Below are 15,981 nucleotides of genomic sequence, written 5' to 3' on the forward strand. Positions count from 1 at the left end.
GGGTGGGGCAGGACCAACGAGGTCGCGAGCGTCTCGTGCGGAGCCACAACGACTGAACCGCCCGGGCAGGCGGCGCTACCTGGGGCCTGACGGCACTCGGATCACCCTTGCCGGGGCCACGTCGATTAAATCGATAGCCCGGCGAGCGTGTGGCGGAGCGGGCGGGTGACGATCGCAAGCCCTAGGTGGCCGCGATCTCTTTGTAGGCGTGGCCTTCGTTTTGGTCGATCCGTTCGGGACGCCCTTTGTGCATGTAGACCAGTTTCCGATGATCCACGCCCATCAGGTGAAGGATGGTGGAATGGATATCATGCACGTGCAGTCGATCTTCGACCGCATGGAGTCCCAGGGCATCGGTCGTCCCGTAGGCTTGCCCGCCCTGAACGCCACCACCGGCCATCCACATCGTGAACCCCGTGGGATTGTGGTCTCGGCCGTTGCCTTGCTCGCTCATCGGTGTGCGGCCGAATTCGCCTCCCCAAACGACGAGGGTCTCGTCGAGCAACCCGCGTTGTTTGAGATCCTGGAGCAGACCGGCGACGGGTAAATCCATACCACCACACATCCTCGTATGGTTGCCTTCGATGTCGGAGTGAGCATCCCACTTGCTGCCTGCTCCGTGATAGCACTGCACAAATCGAACACCCCGCTCGACGAGTCGCCGCGCCATCAGCAGGTTTCGCCCGTAGGCTTCTGTTTTTTTGTCATTCATGCCGTACAGCTTTTGAGTCGCCGCCGTCTCTTGAGACAGATCGACGGCCTCGGGAGCGTGGGACTGCATCTTGAAGGCGAGCTCAAAGCTGCGGATACGGGCGTCGAGGTCGGTGTTGTCCTGGCGTGACTGAGCGTGTTGACGATTGAGTTGTGAAAGGAAGTCGAGTTCTTGACGCTGTTGAGCTGTCGCGATGTGTTGCGGCGGGACCAGGTTCGAGAACGCAGGGCCTGTTCGTTGCATCGTCGTTCCCTGGTAGACGGCGGGCATGAACCCGGCACCCCAGTTTCGGGCGCCATTGATCACACGCCCCTTGCCTTCCTGCATGACCACGAACGCGGGCAGGTTTTCGTTCTCGGTACCGAGACCATATGTCACCCAACTGCCGAGCGACGGGCGGCCAGCGAACTGGGTTCCGGTGTTCATTTGGCAGATGCCGCCGGAATGGTTGATGCCATTGGTCCAGCAGGAGCGAATCACCGCGAGTTCGTCCGCCATTTTTGCTGTGTGGGGTAACCAATCGGAAATCCACAGCCCTCCTTCGCCATGCTGTTTCCACTTGCGTTTCGTCGCCATGATCGGGGAATCGAATTCGCCCATCGCGGTGATCACGCGGCCAAAACTCTCTGGGATCGGCTTGCCCGCCAATTTGTCGAGTTCGGACTTGGGGTCGAAGGTATCGAGATGGCTGGGCCCCCCATCCATGAACAGGAAGATAACGCTCTTTGCCTTCCCGGGATAATGGGTCAACTTGGCTGCCAGGGGCGAATCCGCAGGCTGCTCGGCTCCCTCTGCCCTGTCGTTCTGCAACAGACCGGCCAAGGCCAGTGCGCCGAAACCTCCACCCCCCTTGAGGAGCATTTCTCGTCGGGAAGCGAGCTCTTGGCTTTCGAGATCAATCGACATAAATCACCTCATTGGAGCAAAGCAGGGCGTGGATCAGTGCGGTGCGTGCTTGCATCGCAGGGGAAGCGAGCGGGGGCGTGTCTCGATGGGTCACGGTGGCGTGATGGTGATGACCGGATTGGTCTTGGCCCAAGTTCTCGATGTCCGTAAATGGAATATCCAACAGCAAGTCAGCGGAGTCCTGCGGGTCCGCGAAGACGTCGGCCCGGCTCAACGCACGCCGATGCAAACGAACGTTCTGGATCAGCCCATCCCAACGATGATGTTTCCCGCGACCACCAATCTCCATGGGACGATTCGATTGCACATTCCAACGCGCTTGGTGCGCCACATGGGCTACTTCCGGTTCAACGTCTGGTTTCGACAGATCTTGTAGATAGAACGTGATCCCTGCCTCGGCCACGTTGTCCAAATCGATCGACACGGCGACGCGGTAGGGCTTGTTGAGTTCGAGCCGTAGGTTCGAAGGGATGACTTCGTATTCAGGCTTGCTGTCTTGGTCATCGCGCGAACCGATCAATTGCAGAATCAAATTGCGAGGTTGATAGCCGCTTTTCGTCGAGGTGACACCGAGCGACCAACCCGGTTGAGATTGGCTGCCCGACCAACCGGTGATGATCGTGCGAACCGAAGCATCCCGATACAGCGAGTGCAGCATCACGGTTGCCTCGATCGTGAAGTCACCATTGTGTTCCGGATCGAGCAGCTCTGGGAGTGGCGAAACTTCAATGGATACCGCTTTCTCGGGACTCAGCTGAATCGCGGGGACCCCGCTCGGCATCGAGGTGAGTGGATTCGGCGGTTCGGGAATTTCGACGTCCGCTTCGTAGGACTCGATGAACCCTAACGCCATGTCGAGTTCTTCTGGACTCGGTTGACGGAAATAAAGACGCTCGTAGGCCTCTTCGACCAGCGAATGGAGACTCATCGAACCGATGTCGGCCAACAGTTCTCGAGCCCGATCGTGAACCCATGGATTGTTCATCATCAACAGCGATTGTGGCGACGTGGTCGTCCGATGCCGCTTGCACTGACTCTCGACCCGATCAGGAAAATCGAATACAGCCAGCAACGGGTCCAAGGCATTGCGTTTGACCGTTTGATAGACAGCCCGTTTTTGTGGTCCCAGCTCACCGCTCGCAGCGATCACGCAATCGTGGATCTCTTCCCCGGAGAGGCGTCGTGGATTTTGTCGCCAGAGCAGCACGTTCTGCGGATCGAGCTTCGCCAACTGTTCGTTCATCGGGCGTTCGGCGGATTGACGATACGTCGCCGATGTCAGAATCCGACGATGCAGCTTCTTGATGCTCCAACCGTCATCCATGAACCGACGGGCCAGCCAATCGAGCAGTTCCGGGTGCGATGGCGGTGTTCCGAGACGACCAAAATCGCTCGTGTTCTCAACGAGACCACGGCCGAAATGCTGCTGCCAGACGCGATTGACCATCACCCGGGCTGTCAGTGGATTGTCTTTGCTGGTGATCCAGTTCGCTAACGCGGTTCTTCGTCCGGTCGATTGCAGTGCTTCAGCAGGCGGCTGGATGTCTGGCCGGTCGTCGCCCAAGACCAGCGGGAACGCAGGTTCGATGGGAGTCGTGTCGCTGACCCCGGCGATGAATGTCGGCGGTGCTTCCGGCCCCACGTCGCTGACCACAAATTTCATCGTAGGGAGTGGCTCGGGTTTTAATGAATCGAACTCCGAAAGTTCTTTGAGCAGTTTTTGCCGCTCGACTTCCTTTTCCTCGTCGAGCCACTCGGGTAGTTTTTCAGGCTTGATCTCGAGCTGACGAATCGTCAGTGCGACGATCTGATACTCATAAGGACTGATTTCGTCCCGCCGGCTTGAGACGAGTGTTTGAATCTCGTCAGTGAATTTATCGAACCCTTGACCGCCGGCCTTCTCCAGGAGTACCGGCGTTTCAATTTCGTGCAGACGTTGGCGAATGTCGGCCGTGGCATGCTCCCAGATTCGCTGTTGCTCATAGTGATCAGCACGCGTTGGGAGATCGGCAACAGGTTGATCCTCTCGGGGCAGCAGGGGCGTGAAGAACGAGCGGAGCGCAAAATAATCTCGCTGCAACAACGGATCAAACTTGTGATCGTGACAGCGGGCACACTTGAGGCCTTGAGCAAGGAAGACGTCAGCGGTCGTTTCGGTAACGTCGTTGAGTATTTGAGCCCATTGCCCCTCGACGTCGCGTTGGTTGTATTCGTAGATCCAGTGACGCAGGTACATCGTGCCGATCAACGCATCTCGATTTCCAGGATCGACTTCATCTCCGGCGAGTTGCTCCAGCACGAAACGATCGTACGGCTTGTCCTCATTGAAGGAGCGAATTACATAATCACGAAAATGCTTGGCTTCGGGGCGCGCGTGGTCCGCGTTGTATCCGTCCGAATCCGCATAGCGGGCTAAGTCCAACCAAAACCTTGCCTGATTCTCGCCGTAGGAAGAGTCTGCCAGGAGCCGATCCACCAACGTTTCGTACCACTGCTCATTCTCACCCTGCAACATAGCAGCCGTTTCGTCGCTCGGAGGCAAGCCAGTGAGGGCAAAGTGAACCCGGCGAGCAAGCTTCCGTGGTTCGGCTTGGGAAGCCGGGCGGATGTCGTCATCGCTTAGACGCTGAAAGACGAAGTGGTCGATCTCGTTGCGGCACCAGCCTTGGTCGTCCACGTCGGGAACCGCGGGATCGGCGACGGCTTGATAACACCACCAGTCGCGATCACCTTCCTCGATCTGAGATACCTTCTCCAGCTTCAATCCGCTCGGCCAGGCCGCGCCTGCAGCCACCCAGGCTGCAACGCCCTCTACCTGTGATCCATCGAGCTGACCACTTGGAGGCATCTCGTAGGATTCGTAACGCAGCGCCTCGATCAGTAGACTTTCATCGGGTTTGCCGGGAACGATTGCGGGGCCGGAATCACCGCCGAGCAGCAATCCTTCGATCGTGGTCAAGTTCAAGCCACCTTCGGGGTCCTGTTCGCCATGACACTCGATGCACTTCGACAGCAGCATCGGTCGCACGTGCTGTTCAAACTGGTCCCGCTGCGTCGTCGACGACTCTCCACCAATGACGGGAAATGCAAATGCGAAGAGCGACACGATGATCGCTAAGGTCCTGAAATCGAATCGCGTTGATTGATAGGGCATACTCACTCTTGCTCCGGCAGGCCAGCAATGAAGACAGGATCGACAAAATCGCTGTCCCCCAGTGCGTCTTGAATGAAGAGTCCGTCGACGCTCTCGCCGCTGGCATAACCCAGCTCGGAGAGATCAATTCCGACGGCCAAACCTCGAAATTTATTGTTTTGTTGCCGTGCTGATGTCGCCAACGTATTGAGTTCGGTGAGCGACGTCGCCTTGTCCGCGAAAAAGTGGACATGGAAGCTCGACAATACTTTTGCTTCAGGCGACTCCATCGTCAGATCGTACTTCTCAATCGTGAGCGACTGGAGGCCGTCGCGAAACTTCAGTGGACTGACATGAAACGCATCGCCATCGGGCGGGTTACCAAACGCTTGTAGATCGAAGAAGAGTACGTCTGCGCCGGGTCCGTTGAGCACCGGTCGGTCAAAACGAATCGCCATCCCAGGCGTTCCAGCATCACCTTCCAAGACCGGGTCCGTCGACAGTGGCTCGAGACTGCCATCGGGATTGATCACGCCGGTGACGAGGCTGGTATCGGAGAGAGACTCGAGCCGAGGCGATGAGATCGTGACGGCCCCACAGAGATACGGGCGGGCGGTGGTTGATCGGAACCAGCTCACACGCGATGGGATCAATGAATCGACGGGCAGTCGGCTCACGATACCGCCACGCTGAACCGTCACGCTGGTGAGGTTCTCGGCATCACCGTCGGGGCCGGGGGCGGTCTGGTAAGAAATCACTCGGTCGGGTAATCGGCTGCGGTACGAAGTCGCCTCGAACGGGACGGTTTCTGTGGCGAAGGAATCGGCTGCTACAAACCTTTTTGCTTGCCCGTCGACCAACCGTTCTGCTGCGCCGAGTGAGCCCTCGAATCGCTGGGCGTCATAAACATCGGCCGCGCCCTCGATGACTTGTACTTCTGTTTCGCCCGTTTCGCCGACATCGATAGAAAAACGTGTCCCGCGATCGACCACACGCGACACCGGGGTTTCAATGCAAAATCCCTCCGCGCCCTCAGATGCATGAACCGAACACCGGCCAACGTCGAGCGCCAAACGCTCGTCAGACACAATGCGAAAGACCGCTGGCCCCTCCAGGATTGCGGTCGCTCCAGCAGGAAATAAGATTTCGATCAAGCCGCTCATCAGGACGTATTCACGCTGTGGGAGGAGCGCGGCACCGACGGGCGGAGGAAGCTCGCCGAAGAACTTTGCGTGCGCGCTGCTCGCCATATGAACCTGGCGTTCTGCCACGGACCTGACGTGCGGTGACGAAACATGGGCTGCGTCTGGATCGCCTTCCCGCGCTCCGAAGGCATAGAGCAGGCAGGCGACAACCGTCACTGCGCTGACCATCCCAACTTGACGAGTGAGTACCGACCGATCTCGCCGCGCCTGTCGTCGTGCGGGTTCCAACCCGCCGTCCCGAGCAGCGTCTTGAGTGACAACCTGTGACATCACTTCGGTGACAAAGGAATCTTGGCTTTTGGGCAATTGAGCCAACGTCTGGCGAACGAAGGCGTCCTGGTGCGGTGGTGACTCTGCCACAACCAATCCGAGCAGTCGGTGCGTTTGCAGTAGGTCGGCGGCCCGTTGTACGAAGCTCTGCTCGGCAGCGAGCAGTTCTTGCAAATCAACGAATCCTTGGTCGTCCAACTCACCTTCGAGGTAATCGGTCCACAATTCAGCAAAGCGGTCTTGGTCATTCACGGCGACACCCCTTCTCTTGCCAGTCTCGCGTCCATGCATTCCTGTAACTTACCTCTGATTTTCCAAAGCTGTTTTTTCACCGCAGGAACCGATCGACCGCAGCGGGCGGCGATCTCCTGAAGCGGGATCTCGTCTTCGTATCGCCAGGTTAAGAAGCGGCGTAGGTGGTCGCCAAGAGATTGCAGGCACTCTTCCAAATGCTCGAGTTTTGTGGTCCATGCCTCTGGGGACTCGTCACATCGGCGATCCAGTTCCCGCTGCAGCAAGTCAGGCCCGTAGCGAGCATGGTAGTCCGCGATACGCCGCAGACGCGTCCGTTCGGTCATCAGTTGGTAGCGAGCGATGGCGAACAACCAAGCCTTGAAGTTGGTCCCTATTTCAAATTCCTTCAAACGCGAAAACGCAACCACAAAGCTGCGCTGGGCAATTTCATCCACATCGACTCCGACCGGCACGTGCGCGGCCAGCCAGGCTCGTAATGAGCGTTCATGCAGACGCAGGACAACCTCGAATGCAGACGTCTCCCCACGCAAAACACGCTGCAACGCGTCTGTCTCGTTCGGATCGCTGGGAAGGGAGTTCATGCTCATCTCATAGGGATATGGCAGCAGAGGGGTCCAGGATACCCACAATCATCTGATTTTTCAGGATGACTTGACATGTCGTGACATCACGAGATAATGGTGTTAGAGAAAACCAATGAACATGAAACCCAATCTCGTACCGAAACCCACCGGCAGTCCGGCTGCATTCGCCGAGGCTGCTGAATGCCTCAAAATACTGGCCCATCCCGTCCGGCTGCGATTCGTGCAATTGCTGCTGCATGGTCGCTTCACCGTCGGTGAACTCGCTGAGGATGCCGGCGTGCCAGACAACGTGGCGTCGGAGCACCTCCGGTTGATGCAGCGATGCGGTTTTTTTACCAGTCAACGCGAGGGTCGGCGGGTCTACTACCAAGTCGCCGAGCCGCACCTGAAGCAACTGATGGAGTGTGTCGAAGCTCGCTTCTTGCACTGAAAAACTTTTTTCTCCCCCTCTCCACTTCTTTGAATGACGTATCGCCGTGTGTCGATATGTCGAACAGTCAGGACCCACCATGACAGCCTCCCCAATCATATCAGTCGACGAACTGGCCCATCGCACACGGCAGGGGAGCGTCGATTTGATCGACGTTCGCACTCCGATGGAGTTTCGCGGGGTGCATGCCGCGCCTGCTCGCAACATGCCGCTAGACGGACTCGATCCACAAGCAGCGATCGCTGCTCGCACGGCCGCGGCCGAGGAGCCGGTTTATGTGATCTGCAAAGCGGGCTCACGCGGCGCCAAGGCGCAGCAGAAGTTCATCGATGCCGGATTCACCGACGTGATCAATATTGACGGCGGCACCGATGCCTGGGTGGCGGCTGGGTTGCCGGTCGTGCGCGGCAAGCAAACGATGTCGCTGGAGCGTCAGGTGCGCATCGCTGCCGGTTCTATCGTGCTCGTCGGCGCACTCTTGGCCCTTTTGGTGCATCCGGCCTTCGCTGGGGTCTGCGCCTTTGTGGGGGCTGGGTTGATGTTCGCGGGAATCACCGACACTTGCGCGATGGGGATGCTGATCGCCCGCATGCCCTGGAACCAATCCACCGACGGATCGTGCTCAACGTAGCCGTCATTGAACCTGCGTCCAGAACGATTGGCCCATCCCAACAACAGGAATAGAGTGAACCCATGAAGATTGTGATTATCGGTGCCGTTGCAGGAGGCGCTTCGGCCGCTGCTCGGGCGCGGCGTTTGGATGAGGACGCGGAGATCATCCTCATCGAGCGTGGCCCCGAACCCTCGTTCGCCAATTGTGGCCTTCCCTACTACGTCGGGGGAGAGATTCAAGCACGGGACAAACTGCTGGTAGCTCCCACCTCGCTTCTGCGTCAACGGCACCGGCTCGATGTCCGCACCCGGCACGAGGTTGTTGCCATCGATCGTGACAACGCATCGGTAACGATCAAGGATTTGCAGACGGGCGAAGTCTCTACCGAAACGTACGACAAGTTAATTATTTCAACGGGGGCATCACCGTTTCGACCTCCGCTTCGAGGTATCGATCATCCCGACGTTCTCGAGCTGCGCGACCTTGACGATGCCGATCAGATGCACGCTCGTGTCGCGACCGATGGCAGCAGCAGCGCCGTGATCGTGGGAGCTGGGTTCATCGGAATCGAGGTTGCGGAAAACCTTGCTCGACGGGGCATTGAGGTCACGGTCGTTGAGTTGGCGGAGCAAATCTTGCCGCCCTGGGATGCTGAGATGGTTCGACCGCTCGAGCAGCATCTGCGAGATCAAGGTGTCCGCTTGAAGCTGCAGAATTCCGCAGAGTCTTTTCGGGACAGTAAAACCGAGGAGGGGCGGCTGGTCGTCACGCTGCAGACAGGTGAAGAAATCCACAGCTCTTTCGCAGTCGTATGCATCGGCGTGCGCCCCGAAAGCGGACTGGCGGCGGAGGCTGGCATCGATTGTGGCCCACGCGGCGGCATTGTGACCAACGAGCACATGCAAACCAGCGATCCCAATATCTATGCCGTGGGTGATGTCGCGCAGGTGAAGGATTTCGTGACAGGCGATCCCACTCAAATCCCTCTGGCCGGTCCTGCCAATCGTCAAGGCCGGATCGCCGCCGATCATATCTTCGGCCGCGACTCGACCTACCGTGGCACTCAGGGGACAGCGGTGGTCGGAGTCTTCGGCAAGACGGCGGCGATGACCGGACTGAGCGAGAAAATGCTGCAGCGATCCGGTCGCTCCTATCAGAAAATCTACATCCACCCCAATGATCACGCTGGGTACTATCCCGGTGCGACTCAGATGACGTTGAAATTGCTCTTCGATCCGGAGAACGGCCGGATCTGGGGTGCCCAGGCGGTTGGCACTCACGGCGTGGACAAACGCATCGATGTGATCGCGATGGCGATCCAAGCTGGCTTGACTGTCGATGATCTCGAAGAAGTCGAGCTTTGTTACGCACCGCAGTATGGTTCGGCCAAAGATCCGATCAACATGGCCGGATTCGTCGCCGCCGGGGCACTGCGTGGCGATCACGCCGTCGTTCACTGGAGCGATCTCGAGCAATCCACGGCTGACATGTCGATTCTGCTGGACGTTCGCACCGAGCAAGAATTTGCTCGCGGGCACCTTCCTGACGCGATCAACATTCCACTGGAGGTGCTGCGGTCTCAAATTTCGGAATTGCCGCGGGATCGCAAACTGGTTTGCTACTGTCAGGTCGGCCAACGCGGCTACATGGCCACGCGGATACTTCAACAGCGGGGGTTCGATGCCGTCAACCTCAGTGGCGGGTACCGACTCGTTTCACAATCAGGCTAACAGTTCGTCTTGCGGTGAACGGCTCGCAATCGCTACCAAGCAAAATAGACGCGTTACCCTATTTATTTGCGAAAGAGCCGATGCCCAGTCCCGCACTCCAACAAACGGCACCCGTTCCGCCCGCCACACCGGAAGTCCAGCCCGAGCCACCGCGGCTGCGATTGGTCGTCGGCGACGCGTTCCCCGACGCCTCGACGGCTGAATATTCGGACCCGGATGCTGGCAATCCCTATTCGATCGGAGCACGGCGCCCCTACATGACATGGTCGTGTTTGATCACCTCCATGATCGTCGGGATTATGCTCGCGACGCTCAGCGGCTGTCATTGGGCCTCGGCCAGCCAGAACAGCCAGGGTGCGGCGATGTATAACCAAGGGCAGTACACCGGGGCGATGGAACAGTTCCGTAAAGCGATCGCTTCCAATCCAGCAGACCCTGACAGCTACTACAACCTCGCCGCCACGACTCACCACTTAGGCAACCAACGGCAAGACCCCAACCTGATTCGGCAGAGCGAGTCGTTGTATAACCAATGCCTCGATCACGATCCCAACCACGTCGACGCACACCGCGGCCTAGCGGTCCTGTTGGTCGATTCCGGACGTCCCGATCGTGCGTTCACCCTGATGAAAAACTGGGCCGCTCAGAACCCCACGCTCGCTGAGCCACGCATCGAATTGGCCCGTTTGTACGAGGAGCACGGTGAGCCTCAAGTCGCCTTGAAATATCTCGAAGATGCCGTTCAAAGTGATGCCAATAACCCCCGCGCGTGGTTGGCCCTGGCGCGGCTGCGGGAGCATGAGGGGGATCCGGTGCAAGCGCTGCAGAACTATCAACACGCCTTGCAAGTCGGCGGAGGCAGCCTCGGTCCCAATGCCACGATGGCCACCGAACGCGTGGCTGCTCTGAGCCGTCAAATCAACTCGGCCCGAGATGCTCAGCTCAACGCCGGTGGTACGCAAATGGCGACTCCCGAATTCGGTTCGACTCGCTACTGAGCAGGTGCGGGGAAGTCATTTCGCATGGCCCAATGAGCCGGTGGACGCTAGTGGTCTGTCACGACTTATTCTTAGGGTAGTGGACGAGGCGACGAGTCCTGAACTGGCGTCAAATCCAAGGACTCGTCGCCTCCTGTTGATTACCCATTAGTTTGCTCCCCCGTGTGCTTGTCACACGGGAAGCGACGTTTTGAAATTAGAAAACCGCGGTATCGACACACGTTCCCCTGTCAGCTTGTCTGACAGGAAACCAAGTCGATAAACTTTGCTGTCATGCGGGGCAAGCCCGCATGGGAGCGGGGTGAATGCTCCATCTTGATCTAATCACAAAACGGTGATTCCTGTCAGACAAGCTGACAGGGGATCTGGTTTTGTGGGTAATGACCAGCTCGTCGCCTCGTCCACTACGATCAACCCTAACTTTTAACTGTGACAGACCACTAGCCGAATGGCGCTTGCTTTGGCCCCGTTTGGGGCATGACTAGATTGGTAACCCGCTGCGTCAGCGAGCAAAATGCAGCGTTTTGCGTGGTCAATAGATCATCCTCGTTCACGCGCCGGGTTACCAAGACCGCTTCGCAAACTAAAGTACGTGCCATTCGGCTAGGGCCCCCATCGGCGCCCGCCTCACTAGCCGTCGCGATCCCGGGCGCAGCCGGAAACTTGGCGTCGCCACCGGGCAGCAATGATTAACGCGCCCCGATGCTTGCATAAAGTCGCCAATCGTCGACAATGTGCCGTTCCCATTTACTTTCTCCACGCTCCCTCTCTCCCCAAAATCTCATGAAGTCCATGGACGCCCTGGTGTCGTTGTGCAAACGACGCGGTTTTCTGTTTCAATCCAGTGAAATCTATGGCGGCGTGCAAGGGCTGTGGGATTACGGACCGCTCGGCGTGGAGCTGAAGCGGAACCTCAAGGAAGTCTGGTGGCAGGACATGATCACCGGCCACAACGAGCTGGCCACCCTCGCGGGTGCCCCCTCACCATATGAAATGGTCGGGCTGGACTGCACCATTTTAATGCACCCCCAGGTTTGGAAGTGCAGCGGCCACTACGACCTGTTTCATGACTACATGGTCGATTGTCGCGAGTCCAAAAAACGTTATCGGCACGATCAAGTCCGGGGCCGATTCGTCGAGTACAACGAGCAAAAGATCTTTGTGACCACGCTCGCCGAGATTGAACACGAGTTGGAGGAGATCCAGCGGCGGGCGCTCAAGTTTTTTAAACTGCGGGCGAAAAACGCGGGCGAAATATCGATTGGGTCGGAATCGATCACACTCGATCGACTCGATTCTCACGACGAAGTGCTCGGCCCCGATGCGAAATCGCTCGGTACCCTGACTGAGCCCCGTGAGTTCAACCTGATGTTTAAAACCACCTTGGGGGCACTCGGAGGCGCCGAAGATACCACTTTTCTACGCCCTGAAACGGCCCAAGGTATCTTCGTCAATTTCAAAAACGTGCTCGACAGTTCACGCATGCGAGTGCCTTTTGGGATCGGCCAAGTCGGTAAGAGCTTCCGCAACGAGATCACGCCGCGGAACTTCACGTTCCGATCGCGTGAGTTTGAACAGATGGAGATCGAGTTTTTCTGTCACCCGGATCAATCGCACGATTGGTATCGCTATTGGCGAGATCGCCGGATGGCGTGGTACACCGCGATGGGATTGTCGAGTGATTCGCTGATCATGCGGGAGCACGAATCCGCCGAACTGGCTCATTACAGTGTCGGTACCGCAGACATCGAATACGCGTTCCCATTCCTGCCCGAAGGTGAGTACGGCGAACTCGAAGGGATCGCTCACCGGGGTGACTTTGATCTTCGCAGCCACATGGAAGGGAAACTCGATCCCGCGACCAACCCGATGACCGTCCAGCTCGGCGAAGATGGCAAACCGAAGTACCGAGGCAGCGGCAAGGATCTCGCCTACCGTGACGACATCACCAACGAAAAGTTCATTCCGCACGTCGTCGAGCCGTCCGCGGGTGCCGATCGAGCAGCGCTCGCGTTCCTCTGCGAAGGCTACACCGAAGACCAAGCTCCCGATGAGAAAGGCAAGATGCAGAGCCGCACGGTGATGAAGCTACACCCGCGATTGGCGCCGATCAAAGCCGCAGTGCTGCCCTTGGTCAAAAAAGACGGTATGCCCGAGATCGCTCAGGAAGTCTACGGGGAATTGAAGAAGCATTTCAACGCGTTCTATGATGCCAAGGGCGCCGTCGGTCGACGCTATCGCCGTCAAGACGAAGCAGGCACGCCCTACTGCATTACCGTCGATGGTGATTCCCTGAGCGACCGCACTGTTACGATCCGTGATCGTGATTCGCTGGAACAAACACGGGTCAAGATTGACGACTGCGTCGACGAAATCCGCCAGCGAATTCTCGCTTAGTCATGGCGGCCTACCTCGTCCGAATCGGTTTCGCCGGTGACGTGTTTGTCGCGGCCTCGCTGTTGGCGGAAATGAGACTTTCTCGTCGCAGCGAGGTGCTCGTGCAAACACCTCGAGGCGTCGAGCTGGGCGAGGTGCTCGGCGAAGCATCCCCTCCCGGCGCTGGTCCGGAGACTTCACTGAGCATTCTGCGGGAATTGACTGCGGACGACCGTTTGCTTGTCGAGCGTTTGCAGCGTTACAAACGCGATGCCGTTCGCCGCTGCCAAGACGTCCTCGCCCAAAGTGAGTCCGCGGCGGTGCTTCTGGATGTTGATCAGTTATTCGATGGCAATAGCTTGGTCTTGCATTTTCTCGGCCCGGTCGACGCACTCGGCCGCGAACTGACCGATGCGATCGTGGCCGAGTACGAGTCCCAAGTCCAATCGATTCGCCTGAGCGAATTGATGACTCAAGGCTGTGGTCCCGGCTGCGGCAGTGAGGCAGGCGGCGGCTGCGGATCATCGGGAGGCTGCGCGTCCTGCGCCGTCGCGGGTGCGTGCAAGGTGAAGTGAGCAGCCCGTCCGAAGTGAGGGCTGGCCCTATACGCTGCGATCTTCGGGCAGATATAGAATTGCGTTGCAGTTGGGACAGTAGGTCAGCCGGGAGAGCATGATCTGACTGACGACCTGCGTGGTCAGCGTTTGGTAGCAGCCGCCGCACGATTCGTTCTCGATCGGTGCGAGAGCTTCTTCACCACGAGCCGCCACCAATCGCTTGTAATCGGCTTTGACGACTGCTGGGATCTGTGATTCGGTTTCTTCGAGCTGCACGTCGACGCGGCCGAGATCGATGGCGATGCGTTGTTGGCGTTCCTCGATCTCTGCTGTCCGCTTGGCGGCTTCGGCTTCCGCCTCGGCCAGTTTCGCTTTGGTTTCGGTCAGCTGCGTCTCGAGCGTATCGATGCGTTCAAGAATCTCGAAGATCTCATCATTCTGAACACTATTGGCTTGCTGATCCGCTGCGATCTGCTCTTTGAGGAGTGCAAACTCCTTGTTGGTCGCCGCTTCGTTGAGTCGCCGCTGAAGCTGAGCGACGTGATCCTCGCGGGATTGCAGTTGCATGTGCTTTTCATCGGAGACCATGCGTGTTTTTTTCAGCACCTCGAGTTCGGCATCGACAGCGGCCTGCGCGTTATCGACGGAGGCTTGTACGGCTTTGATCTGCATCGGGCCACGTCGGGCCTGGCTCTGGAGATCGGCTTGTTGTTGATGAATACGGTGCAATCGCCGCAGGAGCGCTGTGCTAAGTTCGGGAGGTTGAGGGCTGGCCATAAAATTTCAGTGAGTGGGATAAGCAATGTTGGGAGCGACAAATCCGATGGTCAATCGGCTTTCTCGGGGACTTTTTCGAGGATATCCAACAACACGGTGTCTGGCTCGATCCCCTCGGCTTGAGCTTCAAAATTCAACAACACGCGATGCCGCATCGCAGGCAGGAACACCCGCCGCAGGTCTTCGAAGGAGACATTGAATCGGCCGTCGAGCAGGGCGCGCACCTTCGCCGTCAATGCCAGCGTCTGGGCTCCGCGCGGACTGCTGCCCCAGCGAACGTACTCGTTCGTGATCGGCACGCTGTGGGCTCCCTGCGGGTGCGTTGCCATCGTCAATCGGACGAGATAGTCCTGGACGTGGGGCGCCAGGATGACATCTCGCACCAGTTTCTGCCAACGAATGATCTCTTCGCCATCCATGACCTTCTCAATCGGCGGTTGGCCGCCGCGGGTCGTGCGGTCGACGATCGTGCCGAGTTCTTCACGCGAAGAATACCCCACCACGAGCTTGAACAGGAACCGATCCATTTGGGCTTCGGGCAAGGGATAGGTACCTTCCTGCTCGATTGGGTTCTGAGTCGCCAGAACAAAGAACGGCTGGGAGAGTTCGAATCGGGTGCCCGCTGCCGTGACGGTACCTTCCTGCATCGTCTCGAGCATCGCGGATTGTGTTTTCGGTGTCGCCCGGTTGATTTCATCGGCAAGAAGAATCTGCGTGAACACGGGCCCACGCTGGAACTCGAATTTCCGCCGGCCGCTTTCCTCTTCGACAATCATATTCGTGCCGAGGATATCGGCGGGCATCAGGTCGGGGGTGAACTGAATCCGGCTGAACTGCAGATCGAGCACCTCGGCGAGTGTTCGCACGAGCATGGTCTTGCCCAGCCCGGGGACGCCTTCGAGCAAACAGTGGCCGCGGCACAGCATCGCAGTCAAAACACCGTCGACAATCTCGGTGTGCCCCACAATCACACGTCCGATCATCTCTCGCACTGCGGAGTACCGGACGCGAAACTGTTCCGCGTCTGCCTGCATCGTTTCAACGGTCGACATGGATCAAGGCCACGGAGAGAAGGGGAAAGCCGGATTGGAAAAGAACGTGTGCCACCAATGGATTCTAACACGCGAGGGTCACTCTAGCACGTCGTGAGCATGCTGTGCAGAAGTGTGCGCAGGATCGATTGCTCGTCAGCGTCATCCAGGCACATCGTCTCAATAGTGAGGCGGCTTTTCGTCGCCCCCGGCATCGGACTCGCCGAGATTGCTTTTCAAATCCTTGATCTGGTCCACCATTCGCTTCATCAACCGTTCGCGCGTCTGCGCGTCCATTGACATCTTGGTCACGACTTCGTTGAGCTGCTCACAGGTTCGTTGGGTATGGGCCAACTGAATCTCGAGGTCGTTGAGGCGTTGTTCGATGGAATCCGACATGGTCC

Annotated in this window: 13 protein-coding genes; 6 read left to right on the top strand and 7 right to left on the bottom strand. The window is 58.1% G+C overall.

The genetic code is table 11. The features are described from left to right. Window positions 1-181: 181 nt before the first annotated feature. The 4 genes from CA85_RS06955 to CA85_RS06970 form a co-directional block, all read right to left on the bottom strand. The gene (locus tag CA85_RS06955) at window positions 182-1,618 is read right to left on the bottom strand and encodes a DUF1501 domain-containing protein (RefSeq protein WP_246112570.1); all 1,437 of its coding nucleotides are present in this window, start codon (window positions 1,616-1,618) and stop codon (window positions 182-184) included. Further along, a complete protein-coding gene (locus tag CA85_RS06960) occupies window positions 1,608-4,637 on the bottom strand; it encodes a DUF1553 domain-containing protein (RefSeq protein WP_391564844.1) in 3,030 nt (1,009 codons plus the stop codon). Before CA85_RS06960 ends, CA85_RS06955 begins: the two co-directional genes overlap by 11 nt. A gap of 137 nt (window positions 4,638-4,774) precedes the next feature. Continuing rightward, on the bottom strand, window positions 4,775-6,478 hold the full coding sequence (locus CA85_RS06965; RefSeq protein ID WP_186774801.1) for a FecR domain-containing protein: 1,704 nt from the start codon (window positions 6,476-6,478) through the stop codon (window positions 4,775-4,777). Further along, entirely contained in the window at window positions 6,475-7,062 is a 588-nt protein-coding gene (locus tag CA85_RS06970) for a sigma-70 family RNA polymerase sigma factor (protein WP_186774802.1), read from the bottom strand. Before CA85_RS06970 ends, CA85_RS06965 begins: the two co-directional genes overlap by 4 nt. Window positions 7,063-7,177: 115 nt before the next feature. Between CA85_RS06970 and CA85_RS06975 the strand changes: the two genes are divergently transcribed. The 6 genes from CA85_RS06975 (at window position 7,178) to CA85_RS07000 (ending at window position 13,787) form a co-directional block, all read left to right on the top strand. Further along, window positions 7,178-7,495, top strand: coding sequence for an ArsR/SmtB family transcription factor (locus tag CA85_RS06975; protein ID WP_146390603.1), 318 nt, complete (start codon window positions 7,178-7,180; stop codon window positions 7,493-7,495). A 79-nt stretch (window positions 7,496-7,574) separates the two neighbouring features. After that, window positions 7,575-8,126: a rhodanese-like domain-containing protein gene (locus CA85_RS06980; protein WP_146390604.1), complete on the top strand. Its 552-nt coding sequence runs from the start codon at window positions 7,575-7,577 to the stop codon at window positions 8,124-8,126. A gap of 62 nt (window positions 8,127-8,188) precedes the next feature. Continuing rightward, window positions 8,189-9,838, top strand: coding sequence for an FAD-dependent oxidoreductase (locus CA85_RS06985; protein WP_146390605.1), 1,650 nt, complete (start codon window positions 8,189-8,191; stop codon window positions 9,836-9,838). An 80-nt stretch (window positions 9,839-9,918) separates the two neighbouring features. Next, complete coding sequence (locus CA85_RS06990) at window positions 9,919-10,836, top strand: tetratricopeptide repeat protein (RefSeq protein ID WP_186774803.1); 918 nt, start codon at window positions 9,919-9,921, stop codon at window positions 10,834-10,836. A gap of 792 nt (window positions 10,837-11,628) precedes the next feature. Next, complete coding sequence (locus CA85_RS06995) at window positions 11,629-13,233, top strand: glycine--tRNA ligase (protein ID WP_146390968.1); 1,605 nt, start codon at window positions 11,629-11,631, stop codon at window positions 13,231-13,233. 2 nt (window positions 13,234-13,235) lie between these two features. Next, window positions 13,236-13,787, top strand: a complete 552-nt coding sequence (locus CA85_RS07000; RefSeq protein WP_146390606.1) for a hypothetical protein — start codon at window positions 13,236-13,238, stop codon at window positions 13,785-13,787. A gap of 27 nt (window positions 13,788-13,814) precedes the next feature. Here the strand turns inward: CA85_RS07000 and CA85_RS07005 are convergent, their stop codons facing one another. From CA85_RS07005 to CA85_RS07015, 3 genes are all read right to left on the bottom strand, one after another. Next, entirely contained in the window at window positions 13,815-14,546 is a 732-nt protein-coding gene (locus tag CA85_RS07005) for a zinc ribbon domain-containing protein (RefSeq protein ID WP_146390607.1), read from the bottom strand. A gap of 50 nt (window positions 14,547-14,596) precedes the next feature. Continuing rightward, window positions 14,597-15,598, bottom strand: a complete 1,002-nt coding sequence (locus CA85_RS07010; RefSeq protein ID WP_146390608.1) for an AAA family ATPase — start codon at window positions 15,596-15,598, stop codon at window positions 14,597-14,599. A 159-nt stretch (window positions 15,599-15,757) separates the two neighbouring features. Further along, window positions 15,758-15,976, bottom strand: coding sequence for a SlyX family protein (locus CA85_RS07015; RefSeq protein ID WP_146390609.1), 219 nt, complete (start codon window positions 15,974-15,976; stop codon window positions 15,758-15,760). Between the last annotated feature and the right edge of the window lie 5 nt (window positions 15,977-15,981).

It is taken from the genome of Allorhodopirellula solitaria (assembly GCF_007859855.1).
GTDB classification, from domain to species: Bacteria; Planctomycetota; Planctomycetia; order Pirellulales; family Pirellulaceae; genus Rhodopirellula; species Rhodopirellula solitaria.